This window comes from Sinorhizobium sp. BG8, assembly GCF_016864555.1.
Classification (GTDB): domain Bacteria; phylum Pseudomonadota; class Alphaproteobacteria; order Rhizobiales; family Rhizobiaceae; genus BG8.
Genome location: NZ_CP044011.1, coordinates 4,380,461 through 4,402,588 on the forward strand (window position 1 = coordinate 4,380,461; position 22,128 = coordinate 4,402,588).

Below are 22,128 nucleotides of genomic sequence, written 5' to 3' on the forward strand. Positions count from 1 at the left end.
CCTGCCGAGAAGCTTTTCCGATGTCAGTCTGCGCGGCGCAGATAGGTGATTTCATTGGTATCGACGAGAATGCGCTCGCCCGCCTCGACGAAGGGGGGACCAGAACGCGTACGCCGTTTTCGAGAATGGCGGGCTTGTAGGAAGATGCGGCAGTCTGGCCCTTGACGACCGGATCGGCCTCGGCGACCGTCAGCACGACCTGGTCCGGCAGGGAAACGCCGATAGGCTTGTCATCGTAGAGCTGCACTGTGACCATCATGCCGTCCTGCAGGAAGGCGGCGCGATCGCCGACGAAGTCCTTCTGCAGTTCGAGCTGGTCATAGCTTTCGGTATCCATGAACACGAGGCCTTCGCCCTGCTCGAACAGGAACTGGAAGTCCTTGTTCTCCAGTTCGACGCGCTCCACCGTCTCGGACGAGCGGAAGCGCTCGTTGAGCTTCGTGCCGTCGATCAGGTTCTTGAGCTCGACCTGGTTGAAGGCGCCGCCCTTGCCCGGCTTCACCGTATTGCACTTCACGGCGGCCCAGAGCCCGCCATTGTGCTCGATAACGCTGCCCGGTCGGATTTCGCTGCCGCTGATCTTCATGAACTGTTTCCGTAGAGAAATGGATGCGGCGCGGCGCTTGAAATGCGTCTGGCCCGCAACTGCGGCCTCCAAGACCACAAATCCCCCGAAGTTTCAAGCCTCGGGCCTTGCGTTCAGGTGCCACACGCGCGATCCCGCCGCGGGAACGCCGGGCAATCGGACCCTCAAGAAGAGGAGCGGAACTTGTTGGCAGCGTCGATCGCCGCCTTCTGCTGCTCGTCGGTGAGACCCAGATAGAAATCCTCGAGACCCGGATCGTTGAGACCCGCGCGGCGCGACAGAACGAACCATTTCGCAGCCTCGATCGGGTTTTCTCGCGTCCCAATGGCATTGATGTAGAGATGGGAGAGACCGTTCTGCGCGGCAACGTTCCCGCCTTCCGCCGCCCTCTTCATCCAGCGGAAGCCTGCCTCGTAGTCACGCTTTCCCGCCGTCCCGTTCACCAACCAGACCGCGAGGTCGAACTGGGCGGTGTCGTAGCCGGCGCGTGCGGCCCTCAGCAGCCATTCGCGGGCCCGCTTTGTCTTCTCCGGGTCGAGGTTCTTCAGGTTGAGATAGATCTGCGACAGCGCATACTGGGCATCGGCGATCCCCTGCTCGGCGGACTTCTCATAGTAAGGGAGGGCGTCACGAAGACCCTTTTCACCCGGCGAATTGGCGACGAGCACCTGACCGTAGTTGAACTGGGCCGACGGATTTCCGAGGTCGGCCGCCTTCTTCATCATCTCGTCCGCCTTTTTGCGGTCCCGAGGAACAAACTTGCCGTCCATCAGCATGAGGGCGTACCGGAACATGGCAGCAGGATTGCCATGTTCGGCTGCCTGCACGTACCAGAAGGCCGCTTCCTTCTGATTGCGCCTCACGCCAAGCCCCTGCCACAGGACCTCCGCCACGAGCGTCTGCGCCGCCGGATCGCCGAGTTGGGCCCGGGGAAGGGCAAGCTCCATGGCCGTCAGGTAGTAGCCGCGCTGGAATGCGCCATAGGCATCGTCGACCTTGCCCGTGAACGGCTTTTCCTTTGGCAGCTCGGGCAACTCGGCACCCATGCGCTCGAGCACATTGATGCCACTCGACGCGCCATCGGGCTTTTCGCCGTCTTTCTCCCCGGCCTTGTTCGGATCTCCGTCCGCCTGCTTCTCCGCCTCGGGAATAGTCGCGCCGAGCTTGTCCGGTACGGTGACGCGACCTTTCTTGAACTCCTGGGGAAGGTCCGGCTCACCCGCCTGGATCGCCTGGCCGGCCTGCGCCAGAGCAGGCGCGGGGGCGAGCACGGATTGTGCTGCGAGAAGCGCCAGGGCGAGGCCTGCGACGGACGGGGAGTAGGACTTGATCATGCCGCTACTATTCTTCAAACCGTGGCGCTTTTTCGTCAAGAAGCGCGTTCGCCGTGGCCACGACCTGCGCCGCCCGGGAGGGGTCGGCAAAAACCGCCTGGCACAGCGCCACGAACTCCGCGCCCGTCTCGGCGACCGACACCACGGAATCGGGATCGGTTCCGCCCATGACGATGCAGGGGATCTCGACCATCGAGGCCCACCACTCGCCGAGCGCCAGGTTCTTCGGATGCGCTTCCGGCTTGATGTCTCCGCCGATCTTGCCGAAGAAGATGTAGTCGGGCTGCACCTCGCCGATCTCCAGCGACTTGTGACGATCCGTGGCGTTTCCGGCACCGATGATCAGCTTTGGCGAAAATTTCTCCACCGCCTCGGCGACAGAGGCCAGGTCACCCGTCAGGTGCAGGCCGTCCGCCTTGGCGCGCCCCGCGACACGACTGTCTCCCGCGATGAGCGCCGCTGCACCCGCCGCCTGGATCACAGGAACCAGGGCCTCCGCGTGCTTCTGGAAGACACCGTCGTCCAATCCGTACTGCGGAAGGATCACGGAGGCGACATCACCGCCCTTCAGTGCGTCCGCAAGCATCGTCTGGCGGGCAGCCAGGTCATCGCTTTCCGGAACGATCAGAACAAGACGGCAGCGATCGTCGATTTCACTCATCGGCTTTCCAATTCAACATGAGAGGTCACGCAGGCACACCGAGGCTCGTATTTCCCGCACAAAGCCGATAAACCGATTGCCGAACAGGATCAATTGCCCTTGATGGATATCGACCCCACCATATACCTGGCGGCCGTTCCGGCCGTCATTCTTGTCGGATTGACGAAAGGCGGAATGGGCGAGGCGCTTGCCCTGCTGGGCGTGCCCATACTCGCGATGGCCATCCCGCCCGCGCAGGCGGCGGCAATCCTCCTGCCCATCCTGATCGTGATGGACATGGTTTCGCTGTGGATCTGGCGCAGCAGCAACAACCGGCGCCTTATCGAGATCATGCTGCCCGGCGCGCTGATCGGCATCTTCGTCGGCTGGGCGACATCCGCCTACGTGCCGCGCGACGCCCTTCGCTTTATCATCGGCGTGATCACCATCCTCTTCGCGGTGCGGTATTTCTATACTCGCTGGCAGGCGCGCTTCGGCATCCTGGTCGCGCCGAAACCCCACCGCCTGGTGCCGGCCGTCTTGCTCAGCACGCTTTCGGGCTATGGCAGCTTCGTCGCGCATGCGGGCGGTGCACCCTTCCAGATCTACGGGCTGCCCCTGAAACTTCCTCCCCGCGACTATACGGGGGCCGCCGTCCGCTTCTTTGCAATCCTGAATGCGGTAAAGCTCATTCCCTATTTCGCGCTCGGCCAGCTCGACACCGCCAACCTCTACATATCGGCGACCCTCGTCCCCCTCGCAGCCATTGCAACAATGATCGGCGGCTTCCTGATCAAGCGCATGAAGCCGGAAGTGTTCTATCCGTTCATGTACACGATGGCCCTTCTCGCAGGGATCAAACTGGCGGCCGATGGTCTGATGGCGCTCGTCTGACACCATTGCACTCCCTCTCCGGAGGGAGTGCCGCAATGCGGTCTAGAGCGCGTTGTGGCTCATCAGCCTCATTCTGCCAGATGAATTTGTGTCAGGATCGAGGCTTTTGGCAAAGGCGTACCATAACGTACGGCTGCGCCAAAAGCCGACGAGAATGGCGCAAATCCATCCGGCCCAGAGGGTTGGTCGAAACCGGGCGCCCCCGGCGTCGAAGGGTTTGGCCGTAGCTGAGGCTACGACCTTCTCCCTTCTTCTGGCGGATCATCCCGGTTTGGACCAACAGAATGAGGCTGATGAACCGCAACGCGAACTAGTACGGAAGAACTAATGCGGCGATGCACAAATAGCTTGCCGACTTTGTTGCCTTGCCATAAATTTTTTAGCATGGCGAGCACGGATCCCTTTGCAGCGATTGCCGACCCGAACCGCAGATTTCTGCTGGAGGAACTTCGCCGCGCTCCGAAGACCGTCAACGAACTCTCGCAAGGCCTGCCGATCAGTCGCCCGGCGGTCTCGCAGCATCTCAAGGCCCTTCTCGACAGCAATCTCGTCAGCGTGACGTCCAAGGGGACGAAGCGGATCTACGCGATCAACAACAAGGGCTTCAACAGGCTGAATTTCTGGCTGGATCAGTTCTGGGTCTGAGCGCTTTCCGGTACCCGGAAAAAATAGCGCCCCGGCCGCCTGTCCTGACGGCCGGGGCTTCGAACCACTCGGCAACTCTAAAGGAAAGTGCAGCGGGCTTGGGACCCTCGCATGCGGCTCGATCTGTCGAGCCCTTCCCTAAATCTTACTCCTACCCTTCGCGGCCCCTGTCTCTTCTCGGAATGTACCGAACCTGCTCAATGAGTCGTTGAACGAAGTCTTTCAATTTCGTCCTTGATGCGCAGCTTCCTCCGCTTGATGTCAGCAATAAGCTGATCTTCCGAAGAAGGACGTGTCATCGCCGCGTGAAGTTCTTCCTCCAAGGCGACGTGCTTCTTCTCAAGCGTGGCAAGATGAGCCTCAATCGTCATGTGCCAGTTCCTTCCCTTATGTTCGCATCTGTTCTCATTCGTTCCAGATGATCCAGGTTGCAACAATTCGAGTGTGCCATGCTATTTTTCATTTGTCGAAGGCGAAATCGTGGCGAAGGATAACTTCCCGTTACCCCGGCTTTCGTGGTAGGAGCAGCGTTCGAACTGGCGGGTAACGGCATACGGCCGCCATCGGAAATGACGGGGAACGAAGAGCATGGCAGACCAGGAGCAGGCGGAATTGAGGCTTACCGTGGCGCGTTTGCGCCAGGAGCACGAGGACTATGACGCTGCTATCAACGCCATGATCCAGACCGGGTGCGAAGCACTCAGAATCCAGCGAATGAAGAAAAAGAAACTCGTGCTCAAGGATCGCATTTCCAAGCTCGAAGACCAGATCATTCCAGACATCATCGCCTGAACCGGAAACGCCGACGTTGAAGACAACAGAAACGCCACCCGTCGCTATCATCATGGGCAGCCAGTCCGACTGGGAGACGATGAAGAATGCGGCCGACACGCTCGATGCCCTAGGCGTCGACTATGAAGCCCGCATCATATCGGCACACCGCACGCCCGATCGGCTTGTGGAATTCGCAAAGGGGGCGCGGGCGGAAGGCTTCAAGGTCGTCATCGCCGGAGCCGGCGGTGCCGCTCACCTTCCGGGCATGACGGCGGCCATGACGCCCCTGCCCGTCTTCGGGGTCCCGGTCCAGTCCCGGGCGCTTTCCGGCAAGGACAGCCTCCTCTCGATCGTCCAGATGCCTGCCGGCATTCCGGTCGGCACGCTCGCGATCGGCAAGGCGGGCGCAGTCAATGCCGCGCTTCTCGCCGCCGCCGTTCTGGCGCTCGGAGATCCGGAGCTGGCCCACCGTCTTGACGAATGGCGCGAAGCACAGACCGCATCGGTCGCCGAATATCCCGTGGACGACCCCCTATGAGCGCGCGCACGATCGGCATCATCGGCGGCGGCCAGCTCGGCCGCATGCTGGCCATGGCCGCGGCAAGACTCAATTTCCGCACGGTGATCCTGGAACCGCAACCAGACTGCCCCGCAGCCCAGGTTGCCAACGCACAGATCACCGCTGCCTATGACGATCCGGCGGCACTCTCGAAGCTTGCCGAGATGTGCGATGTCGTCACCTACGAATTCGAAAATGTTCCGGTCGCCGCCGCCGACAGCCTGTCGCGCTCGGTACCCGTCTATCCCCCGCCCCGCGCACTCGAAGTGTCGCAGGACAGGCTGGTGGAGAAGCGCTTCCTGAACGAATGCGGCATCGAGACGGCACGCTTCAAGTCGGTCGACAGCCAGGACGAGCTCGAGACGGCGCTCGAGTCCTTCGGTGGCGTCGGCGTGCTCAAGACCCGGCGCATGGGTTACGACGGCAAGGGTCAGAAGCTGTTCCGCTCGCCGGCGGACGACGCCACGGGCGTGTTCGCGGAACTCGGCGGTGTGCCGCTGATCCTCGAAAGCCTCGTTCCGTTCGAGCGGGAAATCTCGATCATCGCCGCACGTGCGATCGACGGAACGATTGCCTGCTACGACCCGGCCGAGAACGTCCACAAGAATGGCATTCTCCACACGTCCACGCTGCCTGCAGGGGTAAGCGAGACCACGGTAGACCAGGGGCGCAAGGCCGCGCGCGCTATCCTTGACCACCTCTCCTACATCGGGGTCATCGGCGTCGAGTTCTTCGTCCTCGGGGACGGGACGCTGGTTGCTAACGAGATCGCGCCGCGTGTTCACAACTCCGGTCACTGGACGGAAGCAGCCTGCGCCATATCGCAGTTCGAGCAGCACATCCGCGCAATCGTCGGCTATGCCCTCGGCGACCCGCGCCGGCATTCGGACTGCGTGATGCAGAATCTCATCGGCGACGACATCGACAATCTCCAGGAATGGCTGGCGCGCCCTGACGTGCTCGTCCACCTCTACGGCAAGACCGAGGCTCGTCCGGGCCGCAAGATGGGCCACATCACCCAGCTTCTTTAGGCCGGAAAACCGCTTGAAATGCGGGATCTCCACGCAAAACCGGCTCCAAGCGGTTGACACGGGAGATATCAAGCGGTACATGCCTGCCAACCTAAAAGCGCGCCCGAAACGGCGCGTTTTTAATTGAGGAAATTTGGGCGATTCGAACTGCCCTTCAGAAACGCGGATCAGAAAAATGAAGATCAAGAATTCGCTCAAGTCGCTCAAGACCCGCCATCGCGAGAACCGTCTTGTTCGCCGTAAGGGCCGTATCTACATCATCAACAAGCAGAACCCGCGCTACAAGGCTCGTCAGGGCTGATGCGACGCGGATCACTTTGGTGATCGTAAAATATTGATTTGAAGTTTGACGCTGGCGGTCTACCATGACCGCCATGCGTTTTTTTGTACTGCCTGTTGTCTCGCTTTTCCTCCTTGCTGGCCCGGTGCTGGCCGAGGATCTCGCGGCCGCTCCATCCGACAATGCGTCTGCCGAGCAAGCCGCCACGTCCCTGACGACACCCGCCGAGCGGCTGAATTCCCTCTTTGTCGAACTGAAACGGGAAAACGACCCGAACGAGGCACGCGACATTGCCGAGCGGATCCGCCTTGAATGGCTGGATTCCGGGAGTGCGACCATCAATCTCCTGATGCAGTGGGCCGACAAGGCGATGGCGGAGAACAAGAACGCAATCGCGCTCGATTTCCTCGATGAAGCGATTTTGCTTGCGCCCGGATACGTGGAGGGATGGAACCGCCGGGCGACACTCCACTTCAAGATGGGCAACTACAGGAAGTCGATGGCCGACATAAACCAGGTGCTCGCCATCGAGCCTCGCCATTTCGGCGCAATCGCCGGCCTGGCGGCGATCCTGACATCCGCCGGCAAGGACGAGCTCGCCCTGGAAGCCTGGCAGCGTTTCCTCGACATCTACCCGTCCGAGAGACAGGCGCAGGAACAACTCGGCGAACTGGCCGAAAAGCTCGCCGGCAAGCGCACCTGACGGAGGCCCTCTGAGGGGCCACCGATGCCGGGGCAGCTAGATGTTCTATTTGTATCTGAAGAGCTGTTGGAAGCCCGCAAGCGGCCCCTCAGGGGCCGCCGCAGGAAGCGCGGCTATCAGACGCCGCTGACGCCGTCGGCGCCGATATAGGCGATGCGCAGCATGTTGGTTGCGCCCGGGGTGCCGAGCGGTACGCCGGCCGAAACGATCACCCGGTCGCCCGGCTTTCCGAAGCCTTCGTTGACGGTGATGCGGCAGGCGCGGTTCACCATGTCGTCAAGGTCCGTCGCATCGTCGGTGACGACGCAATGCAGGCCCCAGACGATCGACAGGCGGCGTGCCGTCTCGATGATCGGAGACAGCGCAAGCACCGGAACTTCCGGCCGCTCGCGGGCGGCGCGCAGTCCGGTCGTGCCCGAGGACGTGTAACAGACGATGGCGGAGAGCTTCAGCGTCTCCGCGATCTGCCGCGCTGCGAGCGAGATCGCATCCGCTCCGGTCGCTTCCGGGGGCGTACGCTGGGCGTAGATGATGCCCGGATAGAGCGGATCCCGCTCCACCTTGCTGGCGATCGCCGCCATGGTGGAAACCGCTTCCACCGGATAGTCTCCCGAGGCGGACTCTGCCGAAAGCATGATCGCATCCGCGCCCTCGAAGACCGCCGTGGCGACGTCCGAGACCTCTGCGCGGGTCGGAACAGGCGCGGTGATCATCGACTCGAGCATCTGCGTTGCCACGACTACCGGCTTGCCGGCGCGGCGGCATGCGCGCGTCAGCTGCTTCTGGATGCCAGGCACTGCCTCGAGCGGCATCTCGACGCCAAGATCGCCACGGGCGACCATCAGCGCATCGGAGAGCTCGATGATTTCGTCGATCCGTTCGATTGCCTGCGGCTTCTCGATCTTGGACATGATGCCGACGCGACCGCGGGCGACCTTGCGGACTTCCGCCAGGTCTTCCGGGCGCTGGATGAACGAGAGCGCCACCCAGTCGACGCTGCCCGTCGCAAGCACTGCGTCGAGGTCGGCGCGGTCCTTGTCCGTGAGCGCGCCGACGCCGAGCAGCGTGTCGGGAAGGCTCACGCCCTTGCGATCCGAAATCCTGGTGCCGGAAACGACGGTACAGACGATCGACTTGCCGTCCGTCGTCTCTGCGCGCAGGTGGAGCTTGCCATCGTCGATGAGCAGCCGGTCGCCGGGCTTGACCGCTTCGAGAATTTCCGGGTGCGGCAGGAACACGCGCGTCGTGTCGCCGGGCTCGTCCCTGTTGTCGAGCGTGAAGGTCTGGCCGGCAACGAGGTCGACCTTGCCCTCGGCGAACTTGCCCACGCGAAGCTTCGGGCCCTGAAGGTCGGCCAGAATGCCGATCGGCCGGCCGCAACGTGCCTCGACCGAGCGAATGCGCTGGATCAGCGTGCGCATCAGGTCGTGGCTGGCGTGGCTCATGTTTATTCGGAACAGGTCTGCACCCGCTTCGTGCAGCTTCTGGATCATCGGCTCTTCAGCAGAGGATGGTCCAAGAGTGGCGAGGATTTTGACTTTTCTGTTCCGCTTCATCAATTCTGGCTTTCTTGCGTACCTGGGGTATCGGAAAGCTGGACCATCCAGCTCCCCTGACGGCCCGTATCGTATTCCTTGAATCCCATGCGCTGGAAACCGCGGGCGAAGCAGTCCTGCACACCGGTGATCTTGAATTCGTTTTCCGCGACGCACATGTTCACGTTGCCGGTCCAGCGGCCACCGCGCGCAGCGTCCTCGGCGTAAAGGTAGTAGTAGCGAGACTGCAGCTCGCCTTCGATCAGCGTGGCGCAGGTCGTTGCCGGAACCTGCCACCATCCTTCGGTTATCCAGCCGTCCTTCGCCCTGTAGCCGATGGCCACGCCGACGAGATTCTGCGTACCGTTGCAAACCCGGAAATCCGCCCTTGCGGTATCGGGAGAGAGGAAGGTCATCAGACCTGCGAAAATGAACAGGGCGAAGGTGGCGATGCCACGCGCCTTCAACCGGGATGTATTATCGGAATATGCTCTCACGGTTTCCAATGGAACTCCGTTGATTTGATCACGCGCTTTTCTGCGACGGCGGGATTGGAATGTCAACGAAACTCTAATCGATTACACCCGCGTCGGCACTACGGCTGGTTCGAAGGGCACCCGCACGCACGCTTCCGCCTTGAAGTCCGATAGCCTGCATGCCATCAGAAGATCACAGGATTGTTTCAGCAGCAGGCATCATGCAGCACCATTCCCCTTTCGAGATCATCGCGGGCAACGCGGGCCGAGGGCTCGTGCTTTTGGGCGATCACGCGACCAATCACCTGCCCGAAAGGTATGCGAGGCTTGGCCTGCCGGAAAGCGCCTTCACCCGGCACATCGCCTATGACATCGGCGTCGAGGGTGTTCTGCGCGAGCTTGCCCGCCGTCTCGACGTTCCCGTCGTCATGAGCCGCTTCTCGCGTCTGCTGATCGACCCCAATCGCGGAGAAGACGACCCGACGCTGATCATGAAGATCTCTGACGGCGCCATCATCCCCGGGAACCATCCGATCACGCCAGAGGAATGGAACCACAGGCTCGATGCCTTTCACCGGCCCTACCACCGGGCAGTCGCCGAAACCATTCAGAAGGTTGGAGAGGAAAGCGGCAAGGCGCCCCTGGTCATTTCCCTGCATTCCTTCACGCCTTCGTGGAAGGGCGTCGCCCGCCCCTGGCAGGCGACCGTGCTGTGGGACGACGACCCGCGCGCCGTCCATCCCCTCATCGCCGCGCTGGAGGAGCCGGGCGACATCGTCGTCGGCAACAACGAGCCCTATGACGGCGCACTGCGGGGCGACACGATGTTCACGCACTGCGTGACGGCCGGCATTCCCCACGCGCTCATCGAGATCAGGCAGGATGAGATTGGCACGGACGAAGGCGTCGTCGCCTGGGCGGATCGCCTCGCGCCCATTCTCGAACGGTTGAACCGGAACGACGAACTGCACACATATCAGAACTTCCCCTCCCGGACCGGCCCCTACCCCGTCAGCGGCACGCCGGACAGAAAAGGCTGAAACGATGACCGAGCTTACGAAGGAACAGCAGATCGCGTTCGAGGCGGCCGCCTTCCGACGGCTGGTCGCCCATCTGCGCGAGCGCTCAGACGTCCAGAACATCGACCTGATGAACCTGGCAGGCTTCTGCCGGAACTGTCTGTCCAACTGGTACCGCGAAGCGGCGAACGAGGCGGGCGTGGGATTGGACAAGGAAGAGTCCCGCGAGATCGTCTACGGCATGCCCTATGAGGAATGGCGGGCGCTTCATCAGAAGGAGGCCTCGCAGGAGCAGAAGGCCGCATTCGAGCAGAACCGCCCGAAGGAATAGAAATCTTCGCGGGTGAAAATGCCACCACGCGACCGATAGGCCTTGATCTTGCCCGAACTTCGCGGCAGATCACGGCACACACCCACTCCACAGTCATCCCCATACAAGGAGAAGAGCATGTCCGATGCCCACGGCGTCGCCCGAGACCAGCTTCGTGCATTCATCGAACGCATCGAGCGGCTCGAGGAAGAGAAGAAGACCATCGCCGACGACATCAAGGATGTCTACGGCGAAGCCAAAGGCGTGGGCTTCGACACCAAGATCCTGCGGAAGGTGATCCAGATCCGCAAGCAGGACAAGGATGAGCGCATGGAGCAGGAGGCTATCCTCGACACCTATCTCCAGGCCCTCGGAATGGTCGACCTGCCCCCGGACGCCGAATAAGGCTTCTTCAAAAGTCGCCGGACATCCGGCACCGATCAGAAAAAACCCCGCGGAACCTGGTTCCGCGGGGTTTTCATATCTGTCTGACGATGCGTTCGATGGGGAACGGCTACCGCGTCAGTTGACGTCGGAAAACTTCCGCACTTCCATGAAGTTGACCGCCGTCCCGCTGAACCGGCCGGGATCGACCGATGTCGGGGTGTTCTGGAAGCCTGCGAGGTACACGGTGGTCGGCGCCTCACGCAGCGACTTGCTCACGAAACGCGGAGCCTTCACCGGCTTCGACAGCATCTCGACCCGGCCCTGCGTCAGTGCCCACTTCGAAATGACATTCTGCGTCAGCTTCGGCTCGGTCCGGATCGCGCCTCGCATCGCGGCGGTCGCATCCTTCTTCTTCGGCCTTGCTCCCTTGACCGGCACTTCTTCCGAAGCGGTTCCGTCGAAGGCGTCTATGCCTGCCAGCGAACGGCTCCGGCCCGTATCCTCAGAGACGAGCGCAGCCATCTCGACCGGCCGCGAACGGTTCGTTGCGGGATCGGCGAGCGCCACCTTGGCCGTCGCTTCCGCGGCCAGCGCATCCGGCTGATCAGTACCTGCCAGCGCTGCCAGTCCGGTACGATCGGCTGAAACGGGGCTCGCAACATCGGCGTTGGCGGCAGCCATCAGCGCGACCTCGGATGCAGGACGGAAGCCCGGCACCGGAACGAAGCCGAGTTCCTCGGAATCCTCGATCTCGGCCGCGGCGGTCAACGTTGCCGCAGCCTCTTCGCGCTTACCGAGAAGGACGGGCACCGGAATCTTGTAGCCGTTCAGGTCGGCATACTCGCTCGTGGGCTCGGCCGCCTGGGGCAGCGCCGCATCGAGCGCTTCAGCCGCTCCGCTGGCCGTCGGCGCCACGAGCGCCAGTTCGGTTGCCGCAGCACTGTTGTCCTTGAACGCCGGCCGGATGGCGGGAACGGGAGCGTTTATGGCGACCTCGGTCTGTACCGGCTCGGCCACAGGCTGGGATTCCGCATCCGCACCCGGATCGGCCGCGTTCATGATTGTACCGGCGCTTGCGCTTGCGGATGCCTTGACGGGCGTGCTTTCCTCGCCCAGCGGTTCCGCGCTGGCGATTGCCGTGGGTTCTTCATCCTCGTCGCCGCCTCCGCCGAAGAGTGCTGCGAAGAAGGTCTTGCGCTTGGGGTTCGCCTGGTCCTTGGATCCGCCGCCGGCGACCTGCACCGAGGAATCGCCGACACGGCGCTTGTAGTCCGCCACGGCCTGCTCATATCCCGGCAATGGCTTGCCGTCGGAAGGCAGGTGCATGGTCTTGCCATCAGGGAACAGCCGTACGAGTTCCTGGCGGTTCATGCGCGGCCAGGCGCGAACGCTGCCGACGTCCATATGGACAAAAGGAGAGCCGGAGGTCGGATAGTAGCCGACGCCGCCCACCTGGAATTTCATGCCGATTTCACGAAGGTTCTTCAGCTTCACGTCGGGCAGGTAGAAGTCCATCGCCTTGCCGAGCATGTGCTGGCTCTTCTTGGCGACGCCCTTCGAGCGCGAGCGAAGCATGGAGTTCGTCGCCGGCGAGCGATAGGCCGAGACGACGTGGATATAGTCGCGCGAACCGCTTTTCTGGTAAACTTCCCAGACGAGATCGAACAGACGCGGGTCCATCTTTGTCGGTTCGTTGCGGCGCCAGTCGCGCAGGAACCGGTTCAACTGCTGAAGACCCTTGGAGTCATAGCGACCGTTGCGCTTGAAAGTGATCTCCGCCTTTTCGCGGGTATGGACGAAATAGAGCTTCAGGCTGCGCGTTCCCGACTGCGCCTCGCTGGCGGAAGGAACCATCGCAGGTAGTGTCAGCGACGCAGCGAGCAGCGCCGTGGTAAATAGCCTCGGAGCCTTCTTGAGTGCAAAATCGCACAGGCTACGAACGGATATCTCCGGGAGCTTTATTGATGCGAACAAATTTGCCAACTCTATCCCCGTCCGACGGACACGACCCGCCTTGATGTCCCACATGACGACCAATTGCGGTAACAGCATGGCAAATCCGCCACAGTTGTCGTCGCTCCCCAGTTATAGTGAACATTCTACTAACAAGGGATAAACGACAACCGGAAAATGGTCGGAGGCTTGGAATATCAAGCGATTTCAGGCCGCATCCTTCAAGGGATGGTCTGGATCGATGCCATAATCCTTCAATTTTCGATAAAGTGTCGACCGTCCGATGCCTAATTTGCGGGCAACTTGACTCATCTGGCCGTGATAAAATTTCAAGGCAAAACGGATCAATTCCTCCTCGACATCAGCGAGTCGGCGCACATGGCCGCCACGATCGACGCTCGAAATTGCGTTTCCTTCGGACTGGGACGCGGACTGTCCCGCTGATTCGGACCCGTCCTCATCATGGCCCGACGAGGCAATCCGCTCACCGGAGACACTCACGCGCAGCGCTTTTGCTGAAGTCCAGGTTGCACCGCTTTCCTCCAGGACAGAGTATCCCGGCATCTGTGCGGCGATCTGCGGGAAGTCGGCGGCGACCAGTTCAGCTCCCTGACTGAGCACGACCGCACGGAAGATCGCATTCTCGAGCTGGCGGATGTTGCCCGGCCAGTCGTAGGCGGTCAGAAGGGCCATGGCGTCGGCGGAAACGGCGAGAGGGCTTGCAAGCCTCTGCTCGCCCGCAATGCGCTGCACGAAGGCACGCACGAGGACCGGAATGTCCTCCTTTCGCCGCCGCAACGCCGGAATGGTGATCGGAAAGACGTTGAGGCGATAGTAGAGATCCTCGCGGAAACGGCCTTCCCTGACTTCCTGGATGAGGTCGCGGTTTGTCGCGGAAATCAGCCGCACGTTGACCTTCTGCGGGAAGCGCGCACCGATCGTCTCGATTTCGCCCTGTTGTACGGCACGCAGCAGCTTGACCTGTACGTCGAGCGGCAGGTCGCCGATCTCGTCGAGGAACAGCGTGCCGCCATCCGCTTCCGCGAATTTGCCGGTATGCCGCTCGGTCGCGCCGGTGAAGGCGCCCTTCTCGTGTCCGAAGAGGATGCTTTCGACAAGGTTATGCGGGATCGCACCGCAATTGACCGTGACGAAGGGCTTGCCGGCCCGGTCGCCGGACGCCTGGATGGCTCGCGCCACCATCTCCTTGCCGACGCCAGACTCTCCTTCGAGAACGACCGGGATGTTGGACTGGGCCGCCCGGCGAGCGAGTTCGAGTACCCGTGCCATCTCGGGACTTGCCGACACGATGTCCTCGAAGTGGACCGTTTCGGTACGCCTGCTCCGGCCGGAACGATTGCGGCCATCGCGCTGGTCCATCTTGAGGGCATTGCCGACCGCAGTCGCCAGCCGCTCCGGTGAAACCGGCTTCACGACGAAATCGAAGGCGCCGGCGCGCATTGCCGAAACGACCGTCTCTATACCGCCCTGCCCTGTCTGGACGATGACGGGAATCGTGGCCTCGCGCTCTGCCAGCGCATCCAGGAAGGCGGATCCGTTCATTTCCGGCATCATGAGATCGAGCAGGATGACGTTGATCAGCCCTCCCTTTCGGTCGAGCACGTCGAGACCGTCACGGCCGTTTTCCGCCATGTGCGGAACATGACCGCTGCGCTCGATCATGTTCTTCAAGAGTCTGCGCTGGACCGGATCGTCATCGATGACAAGAATATGGGCCGTCATTGGAACCTCCTTGCCTGCGGCACGCATCATGCGTACTCAGGTGTCAGTGAACTTCGCGAAACTTGGCAGAAAGGGTTGAATATGCAGTTTTGAGAAAAACTTGCATTTTAACCAATCGGAACCGATCACAGTCCCGGCTTTTCGCGCCTGAAAAAGAAGAGAACCGACCATGAAATGCTTCCCACGTTTCGAACTCGCCGCGCATGCTCCTGCAGATGCGGGAGGCACGGGTGCCCAGCTCGGGAGCTGCCCTCCTGGAACCTGTCGGACCTCTATCCCGGCGCCGCGTCGCCCGAATTCACCGGCGACCTCGCCCGCGCGATGGATGATGCACTGGCGTTCGAGGCCCGCTGGAAAGGCAAGCTCGACGAGGCGGCAGGGACCTCCGGCGAAGCCGGCATTGGCGCAGCCGTGAAGGAATACGAGGCGCTGGAAGAGCTGCTCGGCCGTATCGCCTCCTTCGCGGGCCTCACCTATTTCTCCGACACGACCAGTCCGGCAAATGGCAAGCTCTACGGCGACGTGCAATCGAAGATCACCGACATCTCGACCCACCTCCTGTTCTTCTCGCTGGAACTCAACAGGATCGAGGACGAGCGCATTGCGCGCTGCCTTGCGGGCGATCCGCTGGCGGCACATTACCGGCCCTGGATAGAGGACCTGCGCAAGGACAAGCCGCACCAGCTCGACGACCGGACCGAGCAGCTGTTCCTTGAGAAGTCGATGACGGGAGCGGCAGCATGGAATCGTCTCTTCGACGAGACGATGGCCTCGCTGCGCTACGTGATCGACGGCGAGGAGATGCCGCTCGAAGTTGCCTTGAACCTGCTTCAGGATCCCGACGGCGCAACGCGCAGGAAGGCCGCCGAAGCGCTTGCCGCGACCTTCAAGGCCAACATCCGCACCTTCACCCTCATCACCAACACGCTCGCCAAGGACAAGGAGATCTCCGACCGCTGGCGGGGTTTCGAAGACATTGCCGACAGCCGGCATCTCGCCAACCGCGTGGAGCGCGACGTGGTGGACGCTCTCGCTGCCGCCGTGCGCGAGGCCTATCCGCGCCTTTCCCACCGCTACTACGCGATGAAGGCCAGATGGCTCGGCATGGAGCAGATGGACTACTGGGACCGCAACGCCCCACTGCCGGAGACGCCGAACGCGCTTATTTCATGGAACGAGGCGCGCGAGACCGTTCTTTCCGCCTATGGGGCCTTCCATCCGGACATGTCGGAAATCGCCGGACGCTTCTTCGACCGCAACTGGATCGACGCCCCGGTGCGCCCCGGCAAGGCGCCGGGAGCCTTCGCGCATCCGACCGTGCCCTCGGTGCATCCCTATGTTCTCGTCAACTATATGGGCAAGCCGCGCGATGTGATGACGCTCGCCCACGAGCTCGGCCACGGCGTGCACCAGGTTCTGGCCGGGGGCCAGGGGGCATTGATGTCCTCCACGCCGCTGACGCTTGCCGAGACCGCCTCCGTGTTCGGCGAGATGCTGACCTTCCGGAGCCTCCTGGACCGCACGCGGGACAAGGCCGAGCGCAAGGCAATGCTGGCGCAGAAGGTGGAGGACATGATCAACACGGTCGTGCGCCAGATCGCCTTCTACGAATTCGAACGCAAGATCCACGCCGCACGCAAGCAGGGGGAGCTCACCGCTGACGAGATCGGCGAACTCTGGCTCTCCGTCCAGAGCGAGAGCCTCGGACCGGCGATCCGCATTTCGGAAGGATACGAAACGTACTGGGCCTATATTCCCCACTTCATCCATTCGCCCTTCTACGTCTACGCCTACGCCTTCGGCGATTGCCTGGTGAACTCGCTCTATGCCGTCTATCGCGATGCCGAGACGGGCTTCCAGGAGAAGTACTTCGAACTCCTGAAGGCAGGCGGCACCAAGCACCATTCCGAGCTTCTCAAGCCCTTCGGGCTCGATGCGACCGATCCGTCGTTCTGGAGCAAGGGATTGTCGATGATTGAGGGGCTGATCGACGAGTTGGAGGCGCTCGATAAGGCAGGGTGACCACAGCGCAATAGCGGGTGTCGAACAACTGGGGCGGAATGCAGGGGCTGGGAATATGAGCGAGGATCGGCGCTTTGTCCTCTTCCGGGACGACAGCGAGAACCTGACCACGGTTTTCGCCGACCCCGTGCAGGTGGTCACGGTGCGATCGCGCGCGACCTTCGAGGAGGCATTCGCCACGCTCCAGCAGGCACATCGCGACGGGCTGTGGATCGCCGGCTTCATGAGCTACGAGGCGGGCGATCTCTTCGAGGAGAAGCTTGCAGGCTTCGCGATCGACGGACGCGCGACGCCGCTCATGAGCTTCGGCATCTTCGAGGCGCCCGCAGGCGACCATCCGCTCGCAGTACCTGTCCAGCGCACGGAAAACGAACCCTTCCTCACGGAGCCTCGGGCGGAGTGGGATTTCGAGGCCTATCGGCGCCGGTTCGACCGCCTGCACTGGCACCTGCGCCGGGGCGACTGCTACCAGGCCAACCTTGCCATGCCGATCCGCGCCCACTGGAAGGGTGATCCCGTCGCCGCCTTCTGGTCGCTGATCGAACGGCAGCCGGTGAAGTACGGCGCGCTGGTTTCGCTCGACGGGCCGACACTGCTGTCGCGCTCTCCCGAACTCTTCTTCCGCATCGACAGCGACGGCTGGATCGAAACCCACCCGATGAAAGGCACCGCACCGCGCGGCAAGGACGCCGCCGAGGACGCCGAGATCGTCGCTGCCATGCTCGCCGATCCGAAGTCGCAGGCGGAAAACCGCATGATCGTCGATCTCCTGCGCAACGATATTTCCCGGATCACCGAGGTCGGTACGCTGGATGTGCCGCGGCTTTTCGAGATCGAGACCTATCCCACGGTCCATCAGATGGTGAGCCATGTGCGCGCGAAACTCTCGGCCGATGTCACGATCCGCGACATCTTTGCCGCGCTCTTTCCCTGCGGCTCGGTGACAGGGGCGCCCAAGATGCGCGCGATGGAAATACTGCACGCGCTCGAAAGCGGGCCGCGTGACGCTTATTGCGGGGCGATCGGCCTCATAGCACCGGATGGCACGATGCGCTTCAACGTGGCGATCCGCACGATATCGCTTCACGAGGGCGGAGAGGCAGTCTTCAACGTCGGCGGCGGCATCGTCTTCGATTCGGTCGCGGAGGCGGAATACGAAGAATGTCTGCTGAAGGCCCGCTTCGCCGTGGGGGATCAATGGATATCTCGCTGATAGAGACGCTGCGCTTCGAGCCGGGCCTGGGATATGTCAGGCTCGAGAGGCATCTCGCGCGCCTCTCCCGCTCCGCGGCGGCGCTCGGATTGCACGGGGCGGACGAAGCCAGGGAAACGCTCGAGCGGACAGCGCGCGCCGCCACGTCGGAAGGGCCGCTCCGCGTGCGGCTCGAACTCTTCCCGGACGGCCGGATCGAGATCGCGACGGCGCCCTACGTTCCCCTACCCCCTGAGACCGTCTGGCGGGTGAGGATTGCCGCGACCCGCCTCGATTCCGCAAATCCGCTTCTTCGCCACAAGACCTCGCGCCGCGCCGTCTACGAGGCGGCCCGGGCGGAGTTTACGCCCGACGAGGCAAACGAGGTGCTCCTCCTCAACGAACGCGGCGAGGTCTGCGAAGGCACGATCACCTCCATATTCCTCGACGACGGCTCCGGCATCCTCAAGACCCCGCCCCTCGAATGCGGCCTGCTCGCGGGCATACTGCGCGAGGAACTGATCGAGACCGGCAAAGCCGCAGAAAAACCCCTCCCCGCCTCCGATCTCGCGCGATATCCGCTCTACCTCGGCAACTCGCTGCGCGGGCTTGTGAGGGGAACAAAAGTGCGGTAGCTCAAATCTCTAAATGGCTATCGGAGTATGGGATCACTTCACACTCTGCCTCCATCTCCGAAGAACACGCTAACCGCAACGCGAAATCGTTCTGGAGTAACAAGTCAGACTTTCGATCAATGCGCGAACCTCGTGCAAGAGATCGCTGTCTGTGTTCAGCAGACAGCTGACTTGCAGAGCTTGCTCGTTAGTCTATCGGTCCAGCCGGATTCAACGGCTGAAGCCCCGACCGGCTAACCGCAGTGCACAACGCCGCCTATCAGAGATCAACTCTGAGGTCGAGGGCTTCATGAAGCGGCCACCTCTGATCCGTTAGGAACGTTCGTGACAACACACACAAGTTGATTCGACTTTTTCCTGCGGCAGTCAATGCGGGTGAGCCTGGCGTCGGGGCAAAAGCGCCAAAAAAGTGCCAGCCAAGCCGCTGGTGACATAACAGTCAAATGGCTATGCCCATCATCGTAGCAGGCGATTACATGGTACTGTAGCGGTGATGATGAGGCGCACTTGGATATCACGGTCGGCAGATCCGAAGGCGTGAAGTGCTCCAGGACGTCGGCCGAACACGTAAGGTCCCCGCCGGGGATCTTATCCTTTGTGATGTTGGCCTTTCTGAACAGCACGTTTTTGGGACGTACTTCCAGAAGCGGAGACTTCGCCCAATCTACGGCGAAAACCTTGCGTACCTTGGAGGCCACAGATTTGGAGAAGGCGCCATTGCCGCAACCGATCTCGACAATAGTATCGGGTTTGGCCGCCAAGATCGAAGGCGTTTCGGCAACCAACCAGTTGTTTCCCCGATATCCCGCATCTTCGTCATGCAAGCGCTGGTAGTAGTCGGCGTCGATAGTAGAAAAACTGCTTCGGGGCCGGACTACCGTGTTGGCGATCAGGCTGGTGCGGGGTTCTTCCACCCTCCAGCCCGTTTTCGCCAACAGTTCTGCTTGCCTTGTCTCTGAATCAATAAATGCCTGATCAACTGGAGAGAGCATTCTTCGCCGCCTGGCGCGCTGCATTGTCCGAGCGCATCTGGAGTATGTAATCGATGGCAGCTTCGATCTCGATGAGCTTGCCAGTCTCTGGGTTCAGATAGACGGACTGATCTATGCAGGCCACTTGGAACAGTTCCTCGACCGTTCTTGTCTGTCTGCGTCTTTGGATCGGGCTTCGATCATCAGTCAATCCCCAACCCGAATAGAAAGGAGCCCCGAAAGTTATTACTTTCTTGCCGCGCATGAGGCCTTCAAAGCCTACCTGAGATGAGACGGTGTAGATGGTTTCGCAGCGGTCAATGATGGATCCGATAGTAACATTGTCGGGTAACACTTGAATCGCTTCGATGGTCCGATCTCTGTAAGAGTTCATTTTCCGCTGAATACTATCCGGATGCCGCTTGAAGTAGATCGGCTTGCCGGGGTTCTCTCTAACAGCAGCTTCGAGCATTTGCTGAAAGCTCTCGTCGTTGGCGCCGGCAAACTCGATTGAAGCGTCACCCTTCTTTTGGTCGATCACCAAAACCGCACCAGGTTTCATCGGAAACACGGGGCCCTCAACGTACTTGTTGTATTTGGTGATCTTCTCCGCGCAGATCCGGTCGATGACGGCTCGCGCGCGGCGCCGCTCTTCGTCGCTTTGCGCAAAAGACGGGTCGTTCAGCGTCCGCTCAACCCGCGATGGTTGACGGGCGTCGAAGTAGTATCCGAGATCATCGATCATGAAGCCCAGTGCACGGCGCTCGTTGAGGCTGGCATCTGGGTCAAAGTAGGACGCGAAGCCGCCGAAAAGTGCGACCTCAGTGAAATACAATGGGAGATCGTATAGGTAGGCAGTTTTTACGCATTCCCAGAACATCTCCTGCTTGATGCGCTGAGAAAGCAGGAACACAGCTTCCGGCAGCCGATCGGTGCGGAAGGCGAAGTTCGACGTTCTGGTGACCGTCTTGATGTTCTCGGCGTAGCCGCCTTCCATGTCCTTCCTGCTGACATTGGACATGATCATGCTGTTTGGTGACAGATTCTCTATCGCGGCATGAGCATTGAACGTCGGTGCGGCAGCAGCAGCGCGAGCGACCAGGATGGACTTCAACGTGACGTCGGAGTTTGCCATCGGAGGCGCTTTGGGAAGGCTTGGCGCGTTTTTTTTCGCAACACGATCGATTTGTCGAGCAAGTGTATTGAGTTTCTTCGCTGCCGCCCCGTGTTTTTCCTCCCCTGCTTCGACGCGTTTCTTTAGCTTTTCGACTGCGAGTCTGGTTTTGCGAACTCGACTTAAGCTGACAATAGTCGCGGGCAGAATGACCTTAATATATTGTCCAAAGGATACTTTCTTAGGCACTTTCGCATGCCTGCTCTTGGCGGGTCGTTTCGTCCCGGCCGCCTTATCTTTATTCGCCGCCTCAGGCGTCGTCGCGTCCGCAAGGTCCGGCTTTTCAATTTCGGCTGCGAAGGGCGTTAGCGGAAGGTAGTCAAACCACTCTTCTGACTTGGGGTGCTCAAGGGATATCCAGGGCTTTCTCTTGAGCGTGTAGTGAATGATGGCGGGATCACGAATGGCGTCTCTTGCCTGATCCTTACACATGAAATTTTCGACGCCAGCGACCTGATCAGGCCATCCGTCTACGAACATTGATCCGTGCACATTCCACTTAGGGGAAACGTACTTGATGGAATTGAAGAACAGCTCCGCGAGAATCTGCTGGTCGCCCAGCGTCAAACGATAGCGGTTGCTTTCGAGATATCGCTCAATCAGATCGCTAAAACCGATCGCGCGCATGAGATCGACATTCACCAGAAGCACGCCGGCATTCGGGTGCTTAGCGCTTTCAGGCAAGCCGAACTTCGCATTGTAGGTCCTGGATATCGTATCTTCGACGCCAGCAAAAAGGTTCCCGTCGAATCGAGTTGCGAACAGCTCGTCGATTGATGCCCGGATAATCAGATCACTATCGAGATACAGCACCTTGCGTGCATCGGCCGGGAGCAGCTTGTGCATGAGGAGGCGATAGTACGTGGCGATCGAGATCCCATCCGATGTCTTGATGTTTCTAAAAAGCTCGGCGTCGACAGGGATCTGGTGAAGCGTGAAAGGGTGAATCTTCTTCAAAGATTCGACATACTCTTCCAGCACTGTTGGGAGTACGTGATCCATTAAGAGGAAAACGCGGATGGGCGCTTTGCCTTTGTAGTTCTGGAGAATTGAGGCGAGAGTTACCGACGTAAATTTGATGTATCGCTCATCAGATGCGAAGACAAGGTCGACCGTGTCTTGAGTTGGTTCAATTTTCCCAGCGGCTCGTATGCGTTCAAAAGCCACAGGGCTTATGGCGAGAGACATTCATTGCTCCTCGGGTGTTTGTGCGTGCCGTGCATCTAGCCTGCCACTGTGAAAATTGAAAGAGGCAACACGGGCCA

22 protein-coding genes and 1 pseudogene are annotated in these 22,128 nt (G+C 60.9%); 13 read left to right on the forward strand and 10 right to left on the reverse strand.

Annotated features, from left to right (window positions below):
• Positions 1-23 precede the first annotated feature (23 nt).
• The 3 genes and pseudogenes from efp to F3Y30_RS20420 form a co-directional block, all read right to left on the reverse strand.
• A pseudogene (gene efp / locus F3Y30_RS20410) lies at positions 24-586 on the reverse strand (elongation factor P).
• 164 nt (positions 587-750) lie between these two features.
• Positions 751-1,920, reverse strand: coding sequence for a tetratricopeptide repeat protein (locus tag F3Y30_RS20415; RefSeq protein ID WP_203424475.1), 1,170 nt, complete (start codon positions 1,918-1,920; stop codon positions 751-753).
• Positions 1,921-1,927: 7 nt separating this feature from the next.
• Positions 1,928-2,581 carry a thiamine phosphate synthase gene (locus tag F3Y30_RS20420; protein ID WP_203424476.1) on the reverse strand — a complete coding sequence of 218 codons (654 nt, stop codon included), beginning with the start codon at positions 2,579-2,581 and terminating at the stop codon, positions 1,928-1,930.
• Positions 2,582-2,683: 102 nt separating this feature from the next.
• Here F3Y30_RS20420 and F3Y30_RS20425 point away from each other — a divergent pair, with 102 nt between their 5' ends.
• Positions 2,684-3,454, forward strand: coding sequence for a sulfite exporter TauE/SafE family protein (locus F3Y30_RS20425; RefSeq protein ID WP_203424477.1), 771 nt, complete (start codon positions 2,684-2,686; stop codon positions 3,452-3,454).
• 384 nt (positions 3,455-3,838) lie between these two features.
• The gene (locus F3Y30_RS20430) at positions 3,839-4,099 is read left to right on the forward strand and encodes a metalloregulator ArsR/SmtB family transcription factor (RefSeq protein ID WP_203424478.1); all 261 of its coding nucleotides are present in this window, start codon (positions 3,839-3,841) and stop codon (positions 4,097-4,099) included.
• A gap of 197 nt (positions 4,100-4,296) precedes the next feature.
• Here the strand turns inward: F3Y30_RS20430 and F3Y30_RS20435 are convergent, their stop codons facing one another.
• Positions 4,297-4,470, reverse strand: a complete 174-nt coding sequence (locus tag F3Y30_RS20435; protein WP_203424479.1) for a DUF465 domain-containing protein — start codon at positions 4,468-4,470, stop codon at positions 4,297-4,299.
• A 217-nt stretch (positions 4,471-4,687) separates the two neighbouring features.
• On the opposite strand from F3Y30_RS20435, the gene F3Y30_RS20440 reads away from it, so the two are divergent.
• The 5 genes from F3Y30_RS20440 to F3Y30_RS20460 all read left to right on the forward strand — a co-directional run bounded on the left by F3Y30_RS20440 (position 4,688) and on the right by F3Y30_RS20460 (position 7,446).
• Positions 4,688-4,891, forward strand: a complete 204-nt coding sequence (locus F3Y30_RS20440; RefSeq protein ID WP_203424480.1) for a YdcH family protein — start codon at positions 4,688-4,690, stop codon at positions 4,889-4,891.
• A 52-nt stretch (positions 4,892-4,943) separates the two neighbouring features.
• The gene (gene purE, locus F3Y30_RS20445; protein ID WP_203426708.1) at positions 4,944-5,411 is read left to right on the forward strand and encodes a 5-(carboxyamino)imidazole ribonucleotide mutase; all 468 of its coding nucleotides are present in this window, start codon (positions 4,944-4,946) and stop codon (positions 5,409-5,411) included.
• Positions 5,408-6,463 carry a 5-(carboxyamino)imidazole ribonucleotide synthase gene (locus F3Y30_RS20450; RefSeq protein WP_203424481.1) on the forward strand — a complete coding sequence of 352 codons (1,056 nt, stop codon included), beginning with the start codon at positions 5,408-5,410 and terminating at the stop codon, positions 6,461-6,463. Before purE ends, F3Y30_RS20450 begins: the two co-directional genes overlap by 4 nt.
• 175 nt (positions 6,464-6,638) lie before the next feature.
• Positions 6,639-6,764 (forward strand): type B 50S ribosomal protein L36, encoded by a 126-nt coding sequence (gene ykgO / locus F3Y30_RS20455; RefSeq protein ID WP_203424482.1) that lies wholly within the window; start codon positions 6,639-6,641, stop codon positions 6,762-6,764.
• Positions 6,765-6,828: 64 nt separating this feature from the next.
• Positions 6,829-7,446, forward strand: a complete 618-nt coding sequence (locus tag F3Y30_RS20460; RefSeq protein ID WP_203424483.1) for a hypothetical protein — start codon at positions 6,829-6,831, stop codon at positions 7,444-7,446.
• 116 nt (positions 7,447-7,562) lie between these two features.
• Here the strand turns inward: F3Y30_RS20460 and pyk are convergent, their stop codons facing one another.
• Entirely contained in the window at positions 7,563-9,002 is a 1,440-nt protein-coding gene (gene pyk / locus F3Y30_RS20465) for a pyruvate kinase (protein WP_203424484.1), read from the reverse strand.
• A complete protein-coding gene (locus F3Y30_RS20470; RefSeq protein WP_246753005.1) occupies positions 9,002-9,397 on the reverse strand; it encodes a DUF1036 domain-containing protein in 396 nt (131 codons plus the stop codon). The genes pyk and F3Y30_RS20470 overlap by 1 nt, the downstream gene beginning before the upstream one ends.
• Before the next feature lie 281 nt (positions 9,398-9,678).
• Between F3Y30_RS20470 and F3Y30_RS20475 the strand changes: the two genes are divergently transcribed.
• From F3Y30_RS20475 to F3Y30_RS20485, 3 genes are all read left to right on the forward strand, one after another.
• On the forward strand, positions 9,679-10,497 hold the full coding sequence (locus F3Y30_RS20475; RefSeq protein ID WP_203424486.1) for an N-formylglutamate amidohydrolase: 819 nt from the start codon (positions 9,679-9,681) through the stop codon (positions 10,495-10,497).
• Between the two features lie 4 nt (positions 10,498-10,501).
• Positions 10,502-10,807 (forward strand): DUF1244 domain-containing protein, encoded by a 306-nt coding sequence (locus tag F3Y30_RS20480; RefSeq protein ID WP_203424487.1) that lies wholly within the window; start codon positions 10,502-10,504, stop codon positions 10,805-10,807.
• Positions 10,808-10,924: 117 nt separating this feature from the next.
• Positions 10,925-11,191, forward strand: a complete 267-nt coding sequence (locus F3Y30_RS20485; RefSeq protein ID WP_203424488.1) for a DUF2312 domain-containing protein — start codon at positions 10,925-10,927, stop codon at positions 11,189-11,191.
• 117 nt (positions 11,192-11,308) lie between these two features.
• Here the strand turns inward: F3Y30_RS20485 and F3Y30_RS20490 are convergent, their stop codons facing one another.
• Together F3Y30_RS20490 and F3Y30_RS20495 are read right to left on the reverse strand one after the other, a co-directional pair.
• Positions 11,309-13,027 (reverse strand): DUF882 domain-containing protein, encoded by a 1,719-nt coding sequence (locus tag F3Y30_RS20490; RefSeq protein ID WP_246753006.1) that lies wholly within the window; start codon positions 13,025-13,027, stop codon positions 11,309-11,311.
• Positions 13,028-13,333: 306 nt separating this feature from the next.
• On the reverse strand, positions 13,334-14,869 hold the full coding sequence (locus F3Y30_RS20495) for a sigma-54 dependent transcriptional regulator (protein ID WP_203424489.1): 1,536 nt from the start codon (positions 14,867-14,869) through the stop codon (positions 13,334-13,336).
• A gap of 174 nt (positions 14,870-15,043) precedes the next feature.
• Between F3Y30_RS20495 and F3Y30_RS20500 the strand changes: the two genes are divergently transcribed.
• Genes F3Y30_RS20500 through F3Y30_RS20510 form a run of 3 tightly spaced genes read left to right on the forward strand, consistent with a single transcriptional unit; the run spans position 15,044 to position 18,718 of the window.
• A complete protein-coding gene (locus F3Y30_RS20500; protein ID WP_203424490.1) occupies positions 15,044-16,891 on the forward strand; it encodes a M3 family oligoendopeptidase in 1,848 nt (615 codons plus the stop codon).
• A 55-nt stretch (positions 16,892-16,946) separates the two neighbouring features.
• Positions 16,947-18,104: an aminodeoxychorismate synthase component I gene (locus F3Y30_RS20505; protein ID WP_203424491.1), complete on the forward strand. Its 1,158-nt coding sequence runs from the start codon at positions 16,947-16,949 to the stop codon at positions 18,102-18,104.
• Positions 18,089-18,718, forward strand: a complete 630-nt coding sequence (locus F3Y30_RS20510) for an aminotransferase class IV family protein (protein ID WP_246752819.1) — start codon at positions 18,089-18,091, stop codon at positions 18,716-18,718. Before F3Y30_RS20505 ends, F3Y30_RS20510 begins: the two co-directional genes overlap by 16 nt.
• 287 nt (positions 18,719-19,005) lie before the next feature.
• On the opposite strand, the gene F3Y30_RS20515 is transcribed toward F3Y30_RS20510, so the two are convergent.
• Complete coding sequence (locus tag F3Y30_RS20515) at positions 19,006-19,710, reverse strand: class I SAM-dependent methyltransferase (RefSeq protein WP_203424493.1); 705 nt, start codon at positions 19,708-19,710, stop codon at positions 19,006-19,008.
• Positions 19,694-22,051 carry a glycosyltransferase gene (locus tag F3Y30_RS20520; protein ID WP_203424494.1) on the reverse strand — a complete coding sequence of 786 codons (2,358 nt, stop codon included), beginning with the start codon at positions 22,049-22,051 and terminating at the stop codon, positions 19,694-19,696. Before F3Y30_RS20520 ends, F3Y30_RS20515 begins: the two co-directional genes overlap by 17 nt.
• Between the last annotated feature and the right edge of the window lie 77 nt (positions 22,052-22,128).

Excerpts from the sequence above, each read along its gene's own strand:
- F3Y30_RS20415 (WP_203424475.1), bottom strand. The coding sequence starts at position 1,920 with ATGATCAAGTCCTACTCCCCGTCCGTCGCAGGCCTCGCCCTGGCGCTT.
- F3Y30_RS20420 (WP_203424476.1), bottom strand. The coding sequence starts at position 2,581 with ATGAGTGAAATCGACGATCGCTGCCGTCTTGTTCTGATCGTTCCGGAA.
- F3Y30_RS20425 (WP_203424477.1), top strand. The coding sequence starts at position 2,684 with ATGGATATCGACCCCACCATATACCTGGCGGCCGTTCCGGCCGTCATT.
- F3Y30_RS20430 (WP_203424478.1), top strand. The coding sequence starts at position 3,839 with ATGGCGAGCACGGATCCCTTTGCAGCGATTGCCGACCCGAACCGCAGA.
- F3Y30_RS20435 (WP_203424479.1), bottom strand. The coding sequence starts at position 4,470 with ATGACGATTGAGGCTCATCTTGCCACGCTTGAGAAGAAGCACGTCGCC.
- F3Y30_RS20440 (WP_203424480.1), top strand. The coding sequence starts at position 4,688 with ATGGCAGACCAGGAGCAGGCGGAATTGAGGCTTACCGTGGCGCGTTTG.
- purE (WP_203426708.1), top strand. The coding sequence starts at position 4,944 with ATGGGCAGCCAGTCCGACTGGGAGACGATGAAGAATGCGGCCGACACG.
- F3Y30_RS20450 (WP_203424481.1), top strand. The coding sequence starts at position 5,408 with ATGAGCGCGCGCACGATCGGCATCATCGGCGGCGGCCAGCTCGGCCGC.
- ykgO (WP_203424482.1), top strand. The coding sequence starts at position 6,639 with ATGAAGATCAAGAATTCGCTCAAGTCGCTCAAGACCCGCCATCGCGAG.
- F3Y30_RS20460 (WP_203424483.1), top strand. The coding sequence starts at position 6,829 with ATGACCGCCATGCGTTTTTTTGTACTGCCTGTTGTCTCGCTTTTCCTC.
- pyk (WP_203424484.1), bottom strand. The coding sequence starts at position 9,002 with ATGAAGCGGAACAGAAAAGTCAAAATCCTCGCCACTCTTGGACCATCC.
- F3Y30_RS20470 (WP_246753005.1), bottom strand. The coding sequence starts at position 9,397 with ATGACCTTCCTCTCTCCCGATACCGCAAGGGCGGATTTCCGGGTTTGC.
- F3Y30_RS20475 (WP_203424486.1), top strand. The coding sequence starts at position 9,679 with ATGCAGCACCATTCCCCTTTCGAGATCATCGCGGGCAACGCGGGCCGA.
- F3Y30_RS20480 (WP_203424487.1), top strand. The coding sequence starts at position 10,502 with ATGACCGAGCTTACGAAGGAACAGCAGATCGCGTTCGAGGCGGCCGCC.
- F3Y30_RS20485 (WP_203424488.1), top strand. The coding sequence starts at position 10,925 with ATGTCCGATGCCCACGGCGTCGCCCGAGACCAGCTTCGTGCATTCATC.
- F3Y30_RS20490 (WP_246753006.1), bottom strand. The coding sequence starts at position 13,027 with ATGGTTCCTTCCGCCAGCGAGGCGCAGTCGGGAACGCGCAGCCTGAAG.
- F3Y30_RS20495 (WP_203424489.1), bottom strand. The coding sequence starts at position 14,869 with ATGACGGCCCATATTCTTGTCATCGATGACGATCCGGTCCAGCGCAGA.
- F3Y30_RS20500 (WP_203424490.1), top strand. The coding sequence starts at position 15,044 with ATGCTTCCCACGTTTCGAACTCGCCGCGCATGCTCCTGCAGATGCGGG.
- F3Y30_RS20505 (WP_203424491.1), top strand. The coding sequence starts at position 16,947 with ATGAGCGAGGATCGGCGCTTTGTCCTCTTCCGGGACGACAGCGAGAAC.
- F3Y30_RS20510 (WP_246752819.1), top strand. The coding sequence starts at position 18,089 with ATGGATATCTCGCTGATAGAGACGCTGCGCTTCGAGCCGGGCCTGGGA.
- F3Y30_RS20515 (WP_203424493.1), bottom strand. The coding sequence starts at position 19,710 with ATGCTCTCTCCAGTTGATCAGGCATTTATTGATTCAGAGACAAGGCAA.
- F3Y30_RS20520 (WP_203424494.1), bottom strand. The coding sequence starts at position 22,051 with ATGTCTCTCGCCATAAGCCCTGTGGCTTTTGAACGCATACGAGCCGCT.